The sequence below is a fragment of the Streptomyces kanamyceticus genome, assembly GCF_008704495.1.
GTDB classification, from domain to species: Bacteria; Actinomycetota; Actinomycetes; order Streptomycetales; family Streptomycetaceae; genus Streptomyces; species Streptomyces kanamyceticus.
Genome location: NZ_CP023699.1, coordinates 486,978 through 504,245, shown reverse-complemented (window position 1 = coordinate 504,245; position 17,268 = coordinate 486,978). Strand labels below are relative to the sequence as shown.

Annotated in this window: 11 protein-coding genes, 1 pseudogene and 1 riboswitch; of the genes and pseudogenes, 2 read left to right on the top strand and 10 right to left on the bottom strand. The window is 70.1% G+C overall.

The features are described 5' to 3' along the window. Positions 1-140: 140 nt before the first annotated feature. The 6 genes from CP970_RS02025 to CP970_RS02000 all read right to left on the bottom strand — a co-directional run bounded on the left by CP970_RS02025 (position 141) and on the right by CP970_RS02000 (position 8,269). Entirely contained in the window at positions 141-620 is a 480-nt protein-coding gene (locus CP970_RS02025; protein ID WP_055552526.1) for a hypothetical protein, read from the bottom strand. Positions 621-802: 182 nt separating this feature from the next. Continuing rightward, positions 803-1,651, bottom strand: a complete 849-nt coding sequence (locus tag CP970_RS02020) for an ECF transporter S component (RefSeq protein ID WP_055552528.1) — start codon at positions 1,649-1,651, stop codon at positions 803-805. Continuing rightward, positions 1,648-3,339, bottom strand: coding sequence for an ABC transporter ATP-binding protein (locus CP970_RS02015; protein WP_055552531.1), 1,692 nt, complete (start codon positions 3,337-3,339; stop codon positions 1,648-1,650). The genes CP970_RS02020 and CP970_RS02015 overlap by 4 nt, the downstream gene beginning before the upstream one ends. Then, positions 3,336-4,526, bottom strand: coding sequence for a CbiQ family ECF transporter T component (locus CP970_RS02010; protein ID WP_055552533.1), 1,191 nt, complete (start codon positions 4,524-4,526; stop codon positions 3,336-3,338). The genes CP970_RS02015 and CP970_RS02010 overlap by 4 nt, the downstream gene beginning before the upstream one ends. Positions 4,527-4,529: 3 nt before the next feature. Then, positions 4,530-5,471 (bottom strand): hypothetical protein, encoded by a 942-nt coding sequence (locus CP970_RS02005; protein WP_191094862.1) that lies wholly within the window; start codon positions 5,469-5,471, stop codon positions 4,530-4,532. After that, positions 5,468-8,269 (bottom strand): prenyltransferase/squalene oxidase repeat-containing protein, encoded by a 2,802-nt coding sequence (locus CP970_RS02000; RefSeq protein WP_079043821.1) that lies wholly within the window; start codon positions 8,267-8,269, stop codon positions 5,468-5,470. Before CP970_RS02000 ends, CP970_RS02005 begins: the two co-directional genes overlap by 4 nt. 336 nt (positions 8,270-8,605) lie before the next feature. Beyond that, positions 8,606-8,682, top strand: a riboswitch (cobalamin riboswitch). A 148-nt stretch (positions 8,683-8,830) separates the two neighbouring features. Between CP970_RS02000 and CP970_RS01995 the strand changes: the two genes are divergently transcribed. Then, positions 8,831-10,243, top strand: a complete 1,413-nt coding sequence (locus CP970_RS01995) for a prenyltransferase/squalene oxidase repeat-containing protein (protein WP_055552535.1) — start codon at positions 8,831-8,833, stop codon at positions 10,241-10,243. A gap of 161 nt (positions 10,244-10,404) precedes the next feature. On the opposite strand, the gene aceB is transcribed toward CP970_RS01995, so the two are convergent. From aceB to CP970_RS01980, 3 genes are all read right to left on the bottom strand, one after another. Then, positions 10,405-12,000 carry a malate synthase A gene (aceB, locus tag CP970_RS01990; RefSeq protein WP_055552537.1) on the bottom strand — a complete coding sequence of 532 codons (1,596 nt, stop codon included), beginning with the start codon at positions 11,998-12,000 and terminating at the stop codon, positions 10,405-10,407. 127 nt (positions 12,001-12,127) lie between these two features. Continuing rightward, entirely contained in the window at positions 12,128-13,414 is a 1,287-nt protein-coding gene (gene aceA, locus CP970_RS01985) for an isocitrate lyase (protein WP_224058162.1), read from the bottom strand. 315 nt (positions 13,415-13,729) lie between these two features. After that, positions 13,730-15,175, bottom strand: a complete 1,446-nt coding sequence (locus tag CP970_RS01980) for a short-chain fatty acyl-CoA regulator family protein (RefSeq protein WP_055552541.1) — start codon at positions 15,173-15,175, stop codon at positions 13,730-13,732. Between the two features lie 220 nt (positions 15,176-15,395). On the opposite strand from CP970_RS01980, the pseudogene CP970_RS01975 reads away from it, so the two are divergent. Beyond that, positions 15,396-15,869, top strand: a pseudogene (locus CP970_RS01975) (MmgE/PrpD family protein); the annotation flags it as partial. Positions 15,870-16,143: 274 nt separating this feature from the next. Here CP970_RS01975 and CP970_RS01970 read toward each other — a convergent pair. Then, on the bottom strand, positions 16,144-17,262 hold the full coding sequence (locus CP970_RS01970) for a fatty acid desaturase family protein (protein ID WP_055552543.1): 1,119 nt from the start codon (positions 17,260-17,262) through the stop codon (positions 16,144-16,146). Between the last annotated feature and the right edge of the window lie 6 nt (positions 17,263-17,268).

The window sequence follows — 17,268 nt, the reverse complement described above, 5'->3', positions numbered from 1 at the left end:
TCCGGGTGGGGCTGAAAGCTCGCTCGACGCCGCTGGCGTAGCGAATCTTGCCGTTGATGCGGATACTCGCGGACGCCGGATGGCTTGACACGCCAACGCCCCCACCCATACCGGGGTGGGGGCGCCTGTCGGTTCAGGTGTTAGCAGGTTCCCTTTTCCCAGCCGTGCCACTTGCCGCTGTAGAAGCCGTTTGAGTAGGTCGTGTTGCCTGCCCAGACCATGATCCCTCGGTAGCCGGGCCCCATGCAGGCGTCCCGAATCGTGTTTGCCCGGCCGTTTCCGGGCATCTCCTTCCACCCGCCCGCCCGCTTCCACACGTGGTAGATGTGGTTGTTGGGTCCGATCACAAAGGTTTCGTCGGGAGTGTTGTTCCCGTCCCAGGAGACATCGATGACCCTGTTGCTGCCGCAGGCCCTGTATCCCTCATAGCCCCAGCGCAGGATGCGCTTCTGGCAGTAACCCGCTGTGGAGTAGCCCGTGTCGGCGGTTCCGGCAACGAGCATGGTCGGCTTTGACTGGGGCGTGGGCGCGGTACCGGCATGTGCGGTGGGTGCGAGTACGCCTGCCAGACCGGCCAGGGCTGCGACTGCTCCGAGCCCCGCCGTGTGGATGGTGCGCATGATGCTTCCCCCTGCGCTTCGGGTCTTGCGGTCGACACAGAAAGCTAGGGCGTGAACGGCATCGCGTGCGTCGTGCGCTGGTTTGGAATGCGTGTCCACCGAGTGCGTCAGCCGCGCAAACCTGTGCGGTACGCGCCGTCTGTCGTCAGCCTGGGGAGCTAGTGCCCCCAGTGCACCGACACTCATCGATCTGTGATGGTTTCGCTCCCGGCGGAGGTGCGGCGGGGCACGAACCTGATCGGCGCCTGGAAGCGGGCCTTGCGTGCGGCCCGGCGGAAGACGGTGAGCACCGCTGGGCCCGCGAGGGTGATGCAGACGAAGTTCGTGACCGCTCGGCCGGTGTCCCAGCCGAGCGAGGTCGCCAGGTCGAAGGCGATGTAGCGCTGCCACTGCTCGGTGAAGGGCAGGCCCGGCAGGTAGGCGATGGAACTGTTCGGGTCGAGGGAGAACGGCCAGAAGGAGAGATTGAGCAGGAAGCCGAAGAGGTAGCCGGAGAGCGAGCCGTAGACCGCGAGCATGAGCACCTCACGGCGGCCCGTGGCGCGCGGCAGGAGCCCGGCGAGCATGCCGACGAAGGCGCAGCCGAACATCTGGTACGGCATCCACGGCCCGACGCCGCCGGTGATGAGGGCGGAGGCGAACAGGGACGTACAGCCCAAGGTGAAGCCGAAGCCGGGGCCGTAGACCCGGCCGGCCAGGACGAGGATGAAGAAGACGGTCTCGATGCCCGCCGTACCCGCGCCGAGCGGGCGGATGGCCGCGTTGACGGCGGAGAGCACACCGAGCATGGCGAGCGCCTTGGAGTTGATGCCGCCCTCGGCGATCTCGGAGATGACCACACAGAGGACGAGGACCAACAGGGCACCGAAGATGAACGGGGGAGCGTAGGCCGAGCCGAACTTGCCCGGGGCGACCACGAACGGCCAGCAGAAGGCGACCAGGCCGACGAAGGCGGCCAGGGAGATGACCACTCCGGCACGGGGCGTGACGCGGATCGCCGTGGTGCGCGACTGCCCGGGAGCCGTGCTCACTCGTCCCCGCCCTTCTCGGACCCGGCGGCAATTCCGGCCACTGCCTGATCCACCGTCAAGTACGGCAAGGGGGAAAGGACTTTGGCCACTTGGGGGGCGAAGACGGGGGAGGACACGACCACGTCGGCGGCGGGGCCGTCCGCTACGGTCTCGCCCTCGGCCATCACCACCACCCGGTCGGCGGTCCTGGCGACGAACTCCACGTCGTGCGTGGAGACCACGACCGCTCTGCCCTCGGCGGCGAGCGCGTCGAGGATGTCGGTGAGCTGCGCCTTGGCCCGGTAGTCCAGGCCGCGGGTCGGCTCGTCCAGGAGGACGACGCCGGGGGCGGCGGACAACTGGATCGCCAGGACCAGGGCCAGCTTCTGGCCCTCGGACAGGTCACGCGGATGTGTGGTGCCGTGGATGCCGGGGGCCAGGCGGTCCAGGATGTCGCGGGCGCGCGGCCCGGTGCCCTCGGTGGCGGACTCGGCGTCGGCCTGGTCGAGTTCCTGCTTGACGCTCTCCAGGTACAGGAGGTCGGTCGGGGTCTGCGGGACCAGGCCGACCAGGCGGCGGGCGCGGGTGGGGGAGACGGAGCCGGGGTCCTGGGCGCGGGCGGAGGGATCGGCCTTGGACACGCCCCACGGCGTGACACGGACGGTGCCGTCCGTCCGGTGACCGGACCCCTGCAGCGCCCACAGCAGCGAGGACTTGCCCGATCCGTTGCGTCCCATCAGCGCGACGGTCTCTCCGCCGCGCAGCTCCAGGTCGATCTCCCGCACGGCGGGCAGGACCTGGCCCCGGTAGAGGACGCTGACGCCACGTGCGTCGAGGAGCCTCGGCCGGACGTACGGCGATGCGGGCGGCAGCGGCCGGGCGGGCGGTACGGCGGTGTCCTTGAGCCGGGCGCGCAGCGGGGCCGCGGCGCGGCGGGCGTCACGGACCGAGAGGGGCAGCGGGTCCCAGCCCGCCCGGCGGCCGAGCTGGACGACCGGTGGCGCGACGCGCGTGGTGCGGAACATCTCGGCGGGCGGGCCCGACTCGACGCGTCCGTCGCCCGGCAGGTGCAGGACCCGGTCGGCGTACTGCACGACGCGCTCCAGGCGGTGCTCGGCCAGCAGTACGGTGACGCCGAGGTCGTGGACGAGGCGAGTGATCGCCGCCAGTACCTCCTCGGCGGCGGTCGGGTCGAGCGCGGACGTCGGCTCGTCCAGGACCAGGACGCGCGGGTGGGCGGTGAGGACCGATCCGATGGCCACGCGCTGCTGCTGGCCGCCGGAGAGTTCGTGCAGGGCGCGGTGGCGCAGGTCGGCGAGGCCGAGCAGGTCGAGGGTCTCCTCGACGCGCTTGCGCATGGTGTCGGCGGGTACGGCCAACTGCTCCATGGCATAGGCGAGTTCCTCCTCGACGGTGTCGGTGACGAAGCCGTCCAGGGGGTCCTGCCCCACCACGCCGACGACGTCGGCGAGTTCCCGGGGCGGGTGGCCCGCGGTGTCGCGGCCGTCGACGGTGACCGTGCCGTACAGCGTGCCGCCGGTGAAGTGCGGTACCAGGCCGTTGACGGTGCCGAGCAGGGTGGATTTGCCGACGCCCGTGGGGCCGACGACGAGGCAGAGCTCGCCCTCCTCGACGGTGAGGTCGACATCGCGCAGGACGGGCTCGGTCGTGTCGTCGTACGCGACGGTGACCTGGTCGAAGGTGATCACTTGGCGGTGGCTTTCTGAGGGTGCCGGGTGCGGGGCGCGGCTCGCTGTGCGGTGCTGCCCGGTGACGGGGTGGAGATGGGGAGTGGTGGCGGCGCGAGGAATCCGGCGGCGCCCGCCAGCAGGACGGCTGCCGCGGGCACCATCGGGAGCGTGGGCCAACTCAGCGGATAGATGGACGGGTTGAGTTCCGCCGCGTCGAATCCGACGTTGGTGAAGAGCAGCACGGCCGACAGGACGCCGCAGCCCGCCACGGCCCACTCCTCGAACCGCCAGGGGTCGGGCCGGTAGGCGGTCCGGGTGACCCGGCGCCCGCCAAGCCGCAGTCCCGCCACGCACAGTGCCGCGCCCGCCGCCATCGCGGGGAACCCGAGCAGCCGGGGAGCGGTGGCGTCGAGCAGGCCGTACGACCCGGCGCACAGCCCACACATGCCGAGGAGCATGAGCGTGCCGGTGACCCGGCGCGAACGGCGCGTCGCCGTGCCGGACCGCCCGTAGCCGCGCGAGTCCATCGCGGCGGCGAGCCGCAGCGACCGTTCGAGGGCGTCCTCCAGCACGGGCACCACGATGCCGCGCAGGGCGCGCAAGCCCTTGGTGCGGCCCGCGCGCAGCCGCCGGGCGCGGTGCACCCGCTGCACGCTCTGGACCAGTTGCGGGGCGACGCTGATGGAGACGGTGACGGCGACTCCCAGTTCGTAGAGCGCGCCGGGCAGGACGCGCAGGGCCCGCTTGGGGTTGGCCAGGGTGTTGGCCGCGCCGATGCAGCAGAGCATGCAGGCCAGGCGCAGACCGTCCACGGCGGCGGAGAGGAGTGCCTCCAGGGAGACGGGGCCGCCCAGTTGGATCCCCGCGTACCAGTCGGGTGTGGGGATGTGCGGCAGCGAGAAGAGGAAGTGGTCGTGCGGGGTGATGCCGGTGGCGAAGACCGCACGGAAGATCACGCGGATCGCGACGACCGTGAGCGCCAGGTAGAGGTAGTACTTGAAGCCGCGCGCCCAGGGCGCCTCGGTGCGGCGCACGCTGATGACGTAGCCGAGGACGGCGAGCACGAGGAAGAGCAGCAGCGGGTTGTTGGTCCTGCTGACCGCCGTGGCCAGGGCCAGGGCCCAGACCCACCAGGCCATCGGGTGCAGGGTGCGGGGCAGTCGCCGCTCGGTCGGGCCTGACGGCGCGGGGGTGCGGTCGTGCACGGACTACTCCACGCGTCGGCGGCGCCGGGCCGTGTACACGGCGGCGCCCCCGATGAGCAGGACCAGCGCGCCGGTGACGGCGGCCGGTGCGTACGAGCCCGTGTCGTGCGCCGCATCGGCTGCCGGGGCAGCGTCGATGACCTTGGAGGACGGCTTTGCTCCAGCCTTGGCCCCGCCCGCTTCCGTACTCGGCGACGGCGACGGGGACGCGGAGGGGGAATGCGGCGGTGAGGGGGAAGCGGACGGCTTCTTCGTGGACTCGCTGCGTTTCGGGGCAGGCGGGGCGGCCTTCTCGTTGACGGGTCGCTCCGGAGCGGGGCCGGTGTCGACGTTCGGCGGCAGCGGCCTGGAGGTCTGCTTCTCGTACGGAGTACGGGGATTGCCGCCGCCGGTGGGGCGGGCGTTGCGGGCGCGCAGTTGGTCAGGGGTGACGGTCGGGCGGCCCTTGGTGCCCTCGATGTTCGTGCCGCCGAAGATCCAGAGGTCGACGCTGCCCGGCTTGGGCTTGTAGAGCATGGCGCCGAGCTGGCTGTACTCCCAGGTGTTCTCGCCGGGATCGGCGTGCCAGTACGACCAGTAGGCGGAGGCGGGCGGTGTGAGGACGCAGTCGTCCTGGGAGGCTGTGGGGAACTGTTTGCCGCCCTTGTAGCCGCTGTAGCCGATCCGGCAGATGAACGCCGGGCCGTCGTGGCCGGTGCCCGTGGTGCGCCAGCCGCCTTGGTTGAGCAGCTCGTAGCCGGTGGTCGGCGTGGTGCCGCAGGAGCGGAGGATGGGTCCGCCCCAGTCGCTGAAGTCGACCGCGAGCACGGCTCCCGATCGGGTGGTGCACTGGCCCATGGGCCGGGGCGCGGCGGTGGCGGGAGCGGCCGTGGCGGTCAGGGCCGCCACGGTCAGAGTCAGGGCGCCGACCGCGCTCGCGAACGTACGCAGAGTCCGGGTGATCACTGGTGGCCCCCTGTGGCGGCGCGGCGGCGGGCGATGACGACCGTGCGCCACCCTGCGAAGCACAGCGCGGCCGCCGCGATGGCAAGTCCGGTCAGCTGCAGGCCGGTTGACGCGAGCGAGCCGTCGGCCGACGGTCCTCCGGCGGCGTCCTCACCAGGGGTGACGATGTCCGGTGTGGAGTTGCCTGAGGGGCCGCCATCGGACGGATCGGCGGGCGGCTGCGGCGTCGTCCCGTCCAGGTCCCTGACGAGCGTGCCGAACGACGTGCCGACCGCCCCGCCGAGCCCCTGCGTGGACGCCCGCACGTCGGAGCCGCGCTGACCGCCCGCCGCGACGTTGAGACCGCCGTCCCTGTTCTGCTGCCCGGCGAGGAACTTGCGGGCCTTCTTGATCTCGTCGCCGTACTTCGCCGCGTTCAGAGAAAGACCCTGCACCGCGAGGGCCGCCGAGTTGACGGAGTTGCCCGATGCGCCGGGGAAGCCGCCGTCCGGAAGCTGCTTGGCCGCGATCCAGGCGATGGCCTTGTCGACCGCCTTGTCGGATTCGGTGTCCTTCACCAGGTCCAGGGCCATGGCGGCCATCGCGGTCGAGTCGACCTCGGAGTCACCGCTTGAGGGAATGAGGCTGGGCCAGGCGCCGGAGGAGTGCTGCAGGCTCCGCAGGTAGGCGATCGGGGCTGCTGCCGACGTCTTCTCCCCGGCCCGCAGCTGGGCGATGACACCGAGGGACTGCGAGAACACCGAAGGGGCGTACGTGTAGGCGCCCTTGGCGGGGCAGCTGCGGTCCGGTGCCCGACTGGGCTTCGCGCAGACGGACTTGTCGAGCGCCGCGATGAGGTCCTGGCCCGCGAAATCACGCGGGTCCCGGCCGACGGCCTGGGCCAGTACCGCCACCTTGCCCAACGAACCGCCCGCGGCGTGCGAAGTTCCCACCCCCGTCCAGTCGTTGACGGTGCGGCCCGGAGTCGCGCCGTCCTTGCCCTTGCCGTCCAGGAAGTCGACGATGCCGCGCAGCGCGTTGTTGTCATGGCCGGTGGCCGCCAGGGCGTACCCGCCGTCGATGGTCAGGCCGTAGTCGGCGAAGCCGGTCCCGGCGACGTTCTCGTAGTAGTGGCCCTGCTTGAGGCGGGTCGCCGCGGTGAGGTAGGCGGTGCCCTTCTTCAGGTCGGGTCCTTCGCCCGGGGCCCAGGGCGGATTCGGGCCGCTGGGATCACCCGGGTCCTTCGGATCCGTCGGGTCCTTCGGATCGGTGGGGTCGGTCGGATCGGTGGTCGGCGGCTGCGGCGGGTCCGGCCGCTTCGCGGTGAGCGCGGCCAGATCCGTGCGGGCCCCGGCGAGTGCGGCACCCCAGGTCGGATAGAGCTCCGGGTCGCTCGCGCCTTCGTCGGAGCCGAAGCCCCCGCTCTTCGTCTGCTGCCGGGACAGCCACGAGACCGCGGCGTCCGCCCGCACCGTGTCGCCGAGCAGGCGCAGGGCCTGCGCCGACCTGGCGGTGGCGTTGACGTCGCCGGTGGGCACTCCCGGATACGCGGCGAAGGCGCCGGTGGGCAGCTGGGCATCGCGCAGGCTCTTGCGTGCCTTCGCCACGACCGCGGAGTGCCCGCCCGCCTGTTGCAGGGCGATGACCGCGTACGGAGTGGTGGCGGGGTCGCTGTAGTTGCAGCTCTGGCCGTCACGCAGCAGCGTGGGGCTGAAGCCGCCGTCCTTGCACTGGTGGGCGGCGACCCGGGCGACCGCTTCGGCGGGCACCTTGCGGCCCGCGCGGTGCAAAGCGAGCACGGCGAGGGCCTGGGTCTCCACGTCGCCCACGTCGGGGAAGTCTCCCTTGGCGATGCAGGTGTCCGTTCCGCCGTCGGTGCACACGCTCCTGCCGAGGTCGCCCGTCAGGTTGTGGCCGCCGAAGGAGTGCGGGTCGCCCCCGGTGCTCTCGGCGAGGAGCGCGAGCAGGGCCGCGCCCGCCGGGTTCGGGTCCTTGCCCGTGCCCTGCGGGTAGGCGAACTCCGCGGTGCGCGCGGCGAGATAGGACGTGACCCGGGTGAGCGTGGTGCTCCTGCCGCCGGAGGCGACGAGGGCGAGCGCGGTGTGCGCCGTCTGGTACAGATTGGCGCTTTCGGCGCCCTCGTCACGGATGTGGTCGCCGTCGGTGAGCCTGCTCCGGAGCCAGGCATCGGCAACCTTGAGGTCCACCTCGCCGGGCTCGACGTCGGGCGGGTTGTCACCGGGGTCGGTCTGGCCGCCAGCCCTGACCTGGGCGGGTGTGAACGACGGCCCGCCGCTGGTGCCGTCCGGGTCGGTCGCGCCGAACACCCACGCCTCCACCGAGCCGTTCTTCGGCTTCTGGCTCATGGCGCCGAGCGGGCTGTACGTCCAGTAGTCCTGGCCGCGCGGAGCGATCCAGTACGACCAGTAGGCGGAGGCGGGCGGGGTGAGCTTGCACTGCTCCTTGTCCGGTGTCGGGTACCGCGTACCGGAGTTGAAGTCGCGGTGGCCGAGGCGGCAGATGAAGGCGGGGCCGTCGTGCTCGGTCCCCGCCGTACTGAAACCGGCCTCGTGCAGCAGGTCGTAGCCGGTGGTCGGGCTCGCGTCGCAGCCCCGGACGACGCCGCCTCCCCAGTCGCCGAAGTCCACGGCGACGACCGCGCCCTTGGTCGGCGTGCAGTTCCCGAGCGGATCGGCGGCCGCGGGAACGGCGTTGCCGATCAGCAGCCCTCCGCCGCCCACCGCCACGGCGGCCGCGCACAGCAGCGAGACCCATCTCGCGCGTATGCCCCGACCCGTTCTTCCGTCTCCGTGCCCCACCACTGCCCCCCTGGGCTTCGTCCGTGGCGGTCCTTCACGTGATAGGTCGGCGCTGGGCCGAGGAGTCCTCGTCGAGAAGTCACGGCGAGGAATCGTCCGTACCACGCCGTAGTCCGCGACGGCGTCATTCGTTGTTCCCCAGGCCAGGTAATCCGGCTCGCCCGCCGAGCGTGTGAGGTGCTCGGCGAACCTACGGTTGCGGGTCAGCGCCGGAGTTCGACCGGCTTCCCCTGGTAACTGAGTTCAGATTCGGGCGAATTAGAGCACAGTGACGGATGAAGTGGCAAGGGTGTGCGGGACCTGTGAGGTTCGAGTAACGTCCCGTGCTGCCGAGCGGGGGAATCTGGTGGGAATCCAGAGCTGACGCGCAGCGGTGTGACCCGGCCGGGGGGCCGGGGCGAGCCCGAATGCCCGACCGGCCCTGCAATCAAGGACGTCACACCTCGCGCTCGGGTGACGGCCACATCTCGCCCGACCGGAGCCCCTGCGCGTACTGCGGACGCGGGCTCAGTGGGAGGGGGACGTGCGGCCGGCACCCCCTCTTCCCGGGAGTACCCCGCCATGACCTCCGCCCACGTCGCCGCTCGCCGCATCTCGCTGGCCGTACCCGCCGCGCTCACCGCGCTCGCCCTCACGGCCTCGCCGGCCGCCGCGACGGCCTCGCCCGCCCAGATAGCCACCTCCAAGACGAACGGCGTGGCCTACCTCAGATCCCTGCAAGGCCCCGACGGCTCCTACGCGGGTACGGGCCTGTCCAACGAGTGGGCCTTCTCCGCGCTCGCCACCGCCGGGACGGCGGCCGTCGACGTCACACCGGGCGGCGACACCGCGAAGAACGCCCGCACCGTGTACCGCAACCACCTGGCCGCCCCGGGATGGCCCGGTACCTCTCCCGTCGTCACGGACTACGAACGCGGCATCATCAACGCGTACTCGGCCGGAATCGACCCGGCACGTGTGTCAGCGAGCCGCAATCTGATCGCCGACACCTACGCGCACTGGCAGAACTCCGCGCCCGGCTACTGGGGTTCACCCGACAACTTCAACGGCACCGTCTTCGCGCTGCTCTCGCTCGCGGGCGCAAAGGCGCAGACCGGGACCCCGCGTGTGCCGCAGGCCCTGCTCGACCGGTCCGTCGCCACCGTCCGCGCCAACCAGCACAACGACGGCGGCTGGAACTTCAGCAAGGCAGAGGGCGACCCCGACGCGCTCGCCGCGCCCGGTGACATCGACATGACCGGCGCCGCGATGGCCTCGCTGTGCGTTTCCGGAGTACCGGCGACAGACCCGGCCGTCACCAAGGCGAAGAGCTTCCTCAAGTCGAAACTGATCAACAACTCCGGTGCGTTCGACGCGATGTTCGGCGCCAACACGGACTCCAACGGCTGGGCGGTCTCCGGCCTGAACGCCTGCGGCATCAACCCCCAGACCGGCGACTTCCTCACCCGCGCGGGCAAGACTCCAGTGGACTTCCTGATCGCCCAGCAGTTCAAGCCCGGCGGCGGCTTCAAGTACCTGCCCACCGACACCACGCCGTCCGCGTACGCCTCCATCGACGGCCTGCGCGCGGTCGTGGGCGGGGGCTTCGCGACCGCGCCCCCTGCCCCCACCACCTCGGGCGCCTCGCGCTGGGCGGCCACGACCGACTTCACTCCCGGCACCCGGACCAGCCTCGCCCTGACCGTCGACGACGGCACCACGCTCAAGGTCTGCTCCGTCACCTTCACCCCCACCGCGACAACCACCACGCTGGGCGCGGTACTTGACGCGGCGAAGACCTCGGCAGCTCCTGCTGGCTGCGTGACAGAGGTGGTGCCCGGCAGTGGAGGCGGCACCATCACGTCAGTGAACAGCAGGCCGAACAGCGGTGGTTCGACCTGGAAGTCGAGCTTCGACGGCGCGACGGTCGTCACGGCGAGCCGCAGCACTGTGGTCAGGGCCGGTGACACGATCGCGCTTCGATACGGCAGCTAACCTGCCGACGTGCGGATCCTCGCCCAGCAAGCGAAGCGGAGGGCGCGGAACAGATCACCAGTCTGTTCCGCGCCCCTCTCGTAACAGCCGCAGGCCCCTCAGCCCAGCGGCGGACCCGGGCCCCTCAGCCCTGGTCGTATGTGGGGAACCCGCGCCCGTGCTTACAGCCGAGCACTCTTCGGGTGGCGCACGAGGTGGCGGGCGTACGCATCCGTCGTGAAGAAGGCGGGCAGTTCCCTGGAGAGAGCGGTTCGCTCGAAGAGCGCTCGCACCTCGTCGACGGCGGCCCAGGGGTATTCGGCGCCGAGGGAGCCGAGTTCGTCGTCCAGCACTTCCAGGACCTTGTCCCGGCCGATGGCCTGGTGGCGCAGCCACTGCCAGATCTGCACCCGGGCGATCTCGGCTGTGGCGGCGTCTTCCATGAGCCCGTCGAGGGCAACAGCGCCCTGTCCGCGCAGCCAAGCGGCGAAGTAGCGCACGGCGACCGCGATGTTGGTGCGTAGCCCATGCGCGGTGGGCGGTGCGCTGATACGGCGCACGGACAGGAGCTGATGAGCCGTCACCTCGCCTTCACCGCGTGTGCGTTCGATCTGATGCGGGCGGGACTCGAGCACCCCGTCGAAGACCTCGCGGCAGACAGGAACGAGCGCGGGGTGGGCGACCCAGGAGCCGTCGAAGCCGTCCTCGGCCTCGCGTTCCTTGTCGAGTCGTACCTTGCCGAGTGCCACTTCGTTGGCGGCCGGGTCCTTGCTCGGCACCTGCGCCGCCATGCCGCCGATGACGTGTGCGCCCCGCTTGTGGCAGGTGTGCACGAGGAGTTCGGTGTAGGCGCGCATGAAGGGGGCCGTCATCGTGACATTGGCCCGATCGGGCAGCAGGAAGTCCGTGCGGTGCCCGAAGGTTTTGATCAGGCTGAACAGGTAGTCCCAGCGCCCCGCGTTGAGTCCGGCACTGTGCTCACGGAGCTCGTAGAGGATCTCCTCCATCTGCACGGCGGCCGTGATCGTCTCGATGAGGACGGTGGCGCGGACCGTGCCACGCGGGATGCCGAGCAGGTCCTGGGCGAGGACGAAGACGTCGTTCCACAGGCGTGCTTCGCTGCGCCCCTCCAGTTTGGGCAGATAGAAGTACGGGCCGTAACCGGCGTCGATCTGGCGCTGCGCGCAGTGGAAGAAGTAGAGCCCGAAGTCGACGAGAGAGGCGGCCACAGGGCGGCCGTCGATCTCCAGATGCTCCTCGGTCAGGTGCCAGCCGCGCGGGCGGACGACGATCGTCGCGAGCTGCGCGCCGAGCCGGTACTGCTTGCCCTCGGCCGTGGTGAAGTCGATGCGGCGCTCGATGGCGTCGAGGAGATTCAGCTGTCCGCCGATGATGTTGTCCCAGGTGGGGGCGGTGGCGTCCTCGAAGTCCGCCATCCACACCTGCGCTCCGGAGTTGAGCGCGTTGATCGCCATCGCGCGGTCCGGGGGCCCGGTGATCTCCACCCTGCGGTCGGTCAGGCCAGGGGCCGCGGGCGCGACGCGCCATGAGTCGTCCGCGCGAATCGAGGCGGTGACGATGGAGAAGTCGAGCGGGGAGCCCGAGGCGAGCCTGGCCGTCACTCGCACCCGCTCCCTGAGGAGGTCGATGCGGCGCTCTTCAAAGGCGGCGTCGAGCCGCCCGATGAAGTCGAGGGCTTCTGGGGTGAGGATCTCGTCGTGGCGGTCGCCCGCTTCGCCGATGACCCGGACGGTGCGGGTCGGGGCCATGGTGGTCATGGAATCTCCTCGGTTGAGAGGTGCCGAGCGGGAACGTAAGTGGGGGCGGGCCCCTGGAAGGGGCGCGGGGAACTGCGCGCCCAGCCCCCGCCGGCCCGCGGACGAATCCCGTCCCCCAGCGGAGCGCCTAGTGGAACTGCTCCGCCTCTGTGGACCCCGCGAGCGCGGTCGTGGACGACGCCGGATTGACCGCGGTCGACACGAGGTCGAAGTACCCGGTGCCGACTTCCCTCTGATGCCGCACGGCAGTGAACCCGTGCTCCTGGGCGGCGAACTCCCGCTCCTGGAGGTCGACATAGGCCGTCATGCCGTACTCGGCGTAACCGCGCGCCAGGTCGAACATGCCGTGGTTGAGGGAGTGGAAACCGGCCAGGGTGATGAACTGGAAGCGGTAGCCCATCGCCGCCAGCTCGCGCTGGAACTTGGCGATCTGGTCGTCGTCGAGGGCCGCCTTCCAGTTGAAGGACGGCGAGCAGTTGTAGGCGAGCAGCTGGTCCGGGTGCTCGGCGTGGACCGCTTCGGCGAACTCGCGTGCCTGGGCGAGGTCGGGGGTGCTGGTCTCCACCCAGATCAGATCGGCGTACGGGGCGTACGCGAGGCCGCGCGCGATGACGGGGGCCATGCCGTTCTCGACCCGGTAGAAGCCCTCCGCGGTGCGCTCGCCCGTGACGAACCGCGCGTCGCGCTCGTCGACGTCGCTGGTCAGCAGGTTCGCGGCGAGCGCGTCGGTACGCGCCACGATCAGGGTGGGCACGTCGGCGATGTCCGCCGCGAGACGCGCCGCGTTGAGGGTGCGGATGTGCTGGGCGGTGGGCACGAGGACCTTGCCGCCGAGGTGACCGCACTTCTTCTCCGAGGCGAGCTGGTCCTCGTAGTGGATGCCCGCGGCGCCCGCCGTGATCATCGCCTTGGTCAGCTCGAAGGCGTTGAGCGGGCCGCCGAACCCGGCCTCCGCGTCGGCGACGATCGGGGCGAGCCAGTCCGTCGACGTGTCGCCCTCGCTGGTGGCGATCTGGTCGGCGCGCAGCAGCGCGTTGTTGATCCGACGCACCACCTGCGGAACGGAGTTGGCGGGGTACAGCGACTGGTCGGGATAGGTGTGCCCGGCCTGGTTGGCATCGGCGGCCACCTGCCAGCCGGACAGGTAGATCGCCTGGAGCCCGGCCTTCACCTGCTGCACGGCCTGCCCGCCGGTCAGCGCGCCGAGCGCGTGGATGTAGTCGAGTTCGTGCAGCTGCCGCCACAGCCGCTCGGCACCCCGCCGGGCGAGGGTGGCCTCCTCGCGGACGCTGCCGGAGAGGCGGACCACGTCCTCGGCGGTGTAGGTGCGCTCGATGCCCTGCCAGCGGGGGTCCGTCGCCCACCGCCGAGCCAGCACGTCGGCCGTCTCCGTCGTCATCCCTGTCTGCTCCATGGTCTTCTCCCGAAGAGTCGTGAACTACGCGAGTGCCTGGCACTGAGTGCCGAATTGGCGCATAGGTGCGGCTCACCGATTCCGCAGGGGGTTCTGTCAGGGGGAAGTCGAGTCGGATGGCAGGGCTGATGTATCCGACGTCAGGGCAGCGAATCGTGCCCCGATCCCCCTACCGTCCGGTGGTTCTCGGTGGGCCGTGGTTCGACTTTGGCACTGGCACTCGGTGCCATCAAGTAGGAGAAGTTGCTAATTTGTGCGGATCTTTTTTCTCGTTTTGCCAACTCTGCCAACTCTGCCAATGCTCCGGTGCGCGGATCAGGACGAGCCCGAGGTCTCCACGGGGTAGGGCACGTACGTACGCCGGTCGGGATCGACGGCCAGCGTTCCACCGGCCGGTGGCCGGGCTCGCTGGGCGCAGTCGCGGCGCTCGCAGATGCGGCAGCCAAGCCCGATGGGCGTCGCTGCCCTCGGATCGTCCAGGGCCACGCCTTCCGCATAGACCAGGCGGTGCGCGTGCCGCAGTTCGCACCCCAGCGCCACCGCGAACTCGGCGCGTGGTGCGCGATGTCCTGCTCCGCCCCTGGTGACCGTGCGCGCCACCCAGAAGTAGCGCTTCCCGTCAGGCATCTCCGCAACCTGGGTGAGAATGCGACCGGGTGAGGAGAATGCGGTGTACACCGTCCACAGCGGGCACGTGCCGCCGAGCCTGGAGAAGTGGAAGGCCGTGGCTGACTGCCGCTTGGACACGTTGCCGGCGCGGTCCACTCGCAGGAACGAGAAGGGCACCCCTCGTCGCCCGGACCGCTGGAGGGTGCTGAGGCGGTGGCAGACGCTCTCGAAACCGACACCGAAGCGGGCCTGGAGCAACTCGATGTCGTAGCGCAGTTCTTCGGCGGCGGACCGGAACGCCGAGTACGGCATGAGCAGGGCACCGGCGAAGTAGCTGGCGAGCCCGATGCGGGCCAGTGCGGCAGCTTGCGTGGAGGACAGTCCGGCCTCGCCGACCAGCTGATCGAGCAGCGACGCGTGCTCCAAGAGTGCAATCTGGGTGGCGAGTTGGAAGGGCAACTGGCCTTCCGTCAGCCACGGTGAGAGGAACAGCAGACGGCTCGTCGGATCGTAGCGCCGGGAGTCCGCGGAGTGCTCCGGCGCCGCCTTCACCACGGTGACGCGATGCCGTTCGGCGAGGTGCTGTTCCAGAATGTTCGCCGTCGACCGGGCCGAGTCGAACCCCCATCGCCGCGCCATGCGCTCTGCCTCGGTGTCGAGTGGCTCGAAGTGATTGTGATGGGCGTAGAAGAAGTCGCGCACCTCGTCGTGCGGCTCCGCCGGGGGCAGGGTGGTCACCGGGGCGTCGGCGGAGGCCGAAGCCAGCGCGGCGACCTGTTCGGAGGCATCCCGGTAGCGGTGGTGCAGGGCCACCAGGGCTCGGGCCACCTCAGGGTGGTCGCGGGCCACCTCGATGGCTTCCTCGGCCGATGCCGACACCCCGGTCGCCTCGTCGCCGAGGGCGGCACGCAGATCCGTCGCGAGGCGTTCTTCCGACGCTTCGGAGAAGAACTCGGGTTCGACGCCCAGGACTTCGGCGATGCGCAGCAGTACGGGTGCGGTGAGGGGCCGCTGGCTGTGCTCGATCTGGTTCAGATAGCTCGTCGAGATGCCGAGCGAGCGGGCCAGTTCGACCTGGTTCATGCCGCGCTCGGTGCGCAGTCGGCGGAGCTTGGCATGCGCGTAGATCTTTCGTGCGGGAGGCCGTGCCATGCGTGATGCGCTCCTTCCACGGGGCCCGACCGGTCCCGCAGATGCGAATTTAACATTCGCAGATTTTGCAAGATTCGCAGTTTCGCGTCCTTCGGCGGTACGCATTTCGCATGTTGGAGCCGTGGCTCCCGCTGTCGAACATGGGAATGATCGGTGCGGAAGGTGCGAGACCCCCGCATCCCGGTGGTCGTCGTTGGGCCGTACATCGCGAAGGAGTCCCGTGATCGACCACCAGATACGTGTCCACCCCAGCGCCGATCAGCTGCCCCGAGAGGATCAGCTCGCCTGGAAACTGGCCTCCGTGGCCACCGGCACCCAGGAGGTAGGCGATCTGGATCCGGCAGCCGCCGCCATGGCCGTCAACCGGGTCATCGACAACGCATCGGTCGCGATGGCCTCCCTGCGTCGACGTCCGGTCGCCGTGGCCCGCGCCCAGGCCGTCGGCCATACGACGCTCCCCGGGGCGTCGGTCTTCGGAGCGGAGCACGGGCTACGGGTGTCGCCCGAGTGGGCGGCCTGGGCCAACGGCACCGCCGTGCGCGAACTGGACTTCCACGACACCTACTTGGCGGCCGACTACTCCCACCCCGGCGACAACATCCCGCCGTTGCTCGCCGTCGCCCAGCACACCGGCCGCTCCGGCGCCGACCTGCTGCGGGGCATCGTCGCCGCGTACGAGATCCATGTCGCCCTGCGGCGCAGCTCGGCCTCGACAGTGATCGTCAGTTTTAGAGAACCCGCCGATGTTCATTCGGCGCTGCACGATCAACGGCCGGGCCCGGCCCGGGGCGGTGGTAGCGGTGACGAAGCCTGGCGGACCCCATCAGGTGGCCGCGATGGTCGGCGGAGATGGGCAGAGGCAAGATCCGGAGGACGCGGCCGTCGCTCATCGCGTGTACCCCCTGCCTTCCACTCAAGACGACAGGAGCCTCAGGTGCGAACCGCAGCGGCTGAATCAATACCGGGAATCAGGCCGCGACGAGCTCCTTCTCGCGGTTCGGCGTCTTGACCGTGGGCTTCTTGTTCGGCAGCGAGAGCCGGAAGACCTTGTGCCACGCGGAGAACACCTGCTTGGGCAGCGGCCCGGTGACGTACTCCAGCTCGTACTTTTCGAACAGCGCGCGCACCTTCACCGCGACCTCGGCGTACCGGTTGCTCGGCAGGTCCGGGAACAGGTGGTGCTCGATCTGGTGCGACAGGTTGCCGGTCATGAAGTGCATGGCCTTGCTGCCGCTGATGTTCGCCGAGCCCATCATCTGGCGCAGGTACCACTGGCCGCGCGTCTCGCCCTTGATCGACCGGCGTTCGAAGACCTGCACACCCTCGGGGAAGTGCCCGCACATGATCACCGAGTGGGTCCAGATGTTGCGGACCAGGTTCGCGGTGAACGTGGCGCCGAGCGTGGGGAGGAACGACGGGCCCGAAAGGAGTGGGTGGATCACGTAGTCCTTGAGCACCTGCTTGCGGATCTTGCGGCCCACGGCCTTGGCCCGCGCGCGGAACTCCGGGTTCTTGCGGCGGCGCTTGTGCAGGTTCTTGCCGAGCTCCAGGTCGTACGCCGCGATGCCGTACTCGAAGAAGCAGGCGTTGAGGAAGTTCCACAGGGGCTGGCCGAGGTGGAAGGGGTGCCACTTCTGGTCCTCGTCGACGCGCATGATGCCGTAGCCGAGGTCGTTGTCCTTGCCGATCACGTTGGTGTACGTGTGGTGCAGCTCGTTGTGCGAGTGCTTCCACTGCTCGGACGGCGAGACGTGATCCCACTCCCAGGTGGTGGAGTGGATCTTAGGGTCTCGCATCCAGTCCCACTGGCCGTGCAGGATGTTGTGGCCGATCTCCATGTTGTCCATGATCTTCGCCACGGACAGACCGGCGGTGCCGATCAGCCACGCGGGCGGGAAGATCGAGAACAGCAGGACGCCCCTGCTGACCAGTTCGAGCTTGCGCTGCGCCGAGATGACCTTGCGGATGTAGTCGGCGTCTTTCTCGCCGCGGTCGGCGATCACCTCGTCGCGGATCGCGTCCAGCTCGCGGCCGAGCTCCTCGACCTGCTCCGCGGTCAGGTGGACGGTGGGGTCGATGGCGGTCAAGGTGCT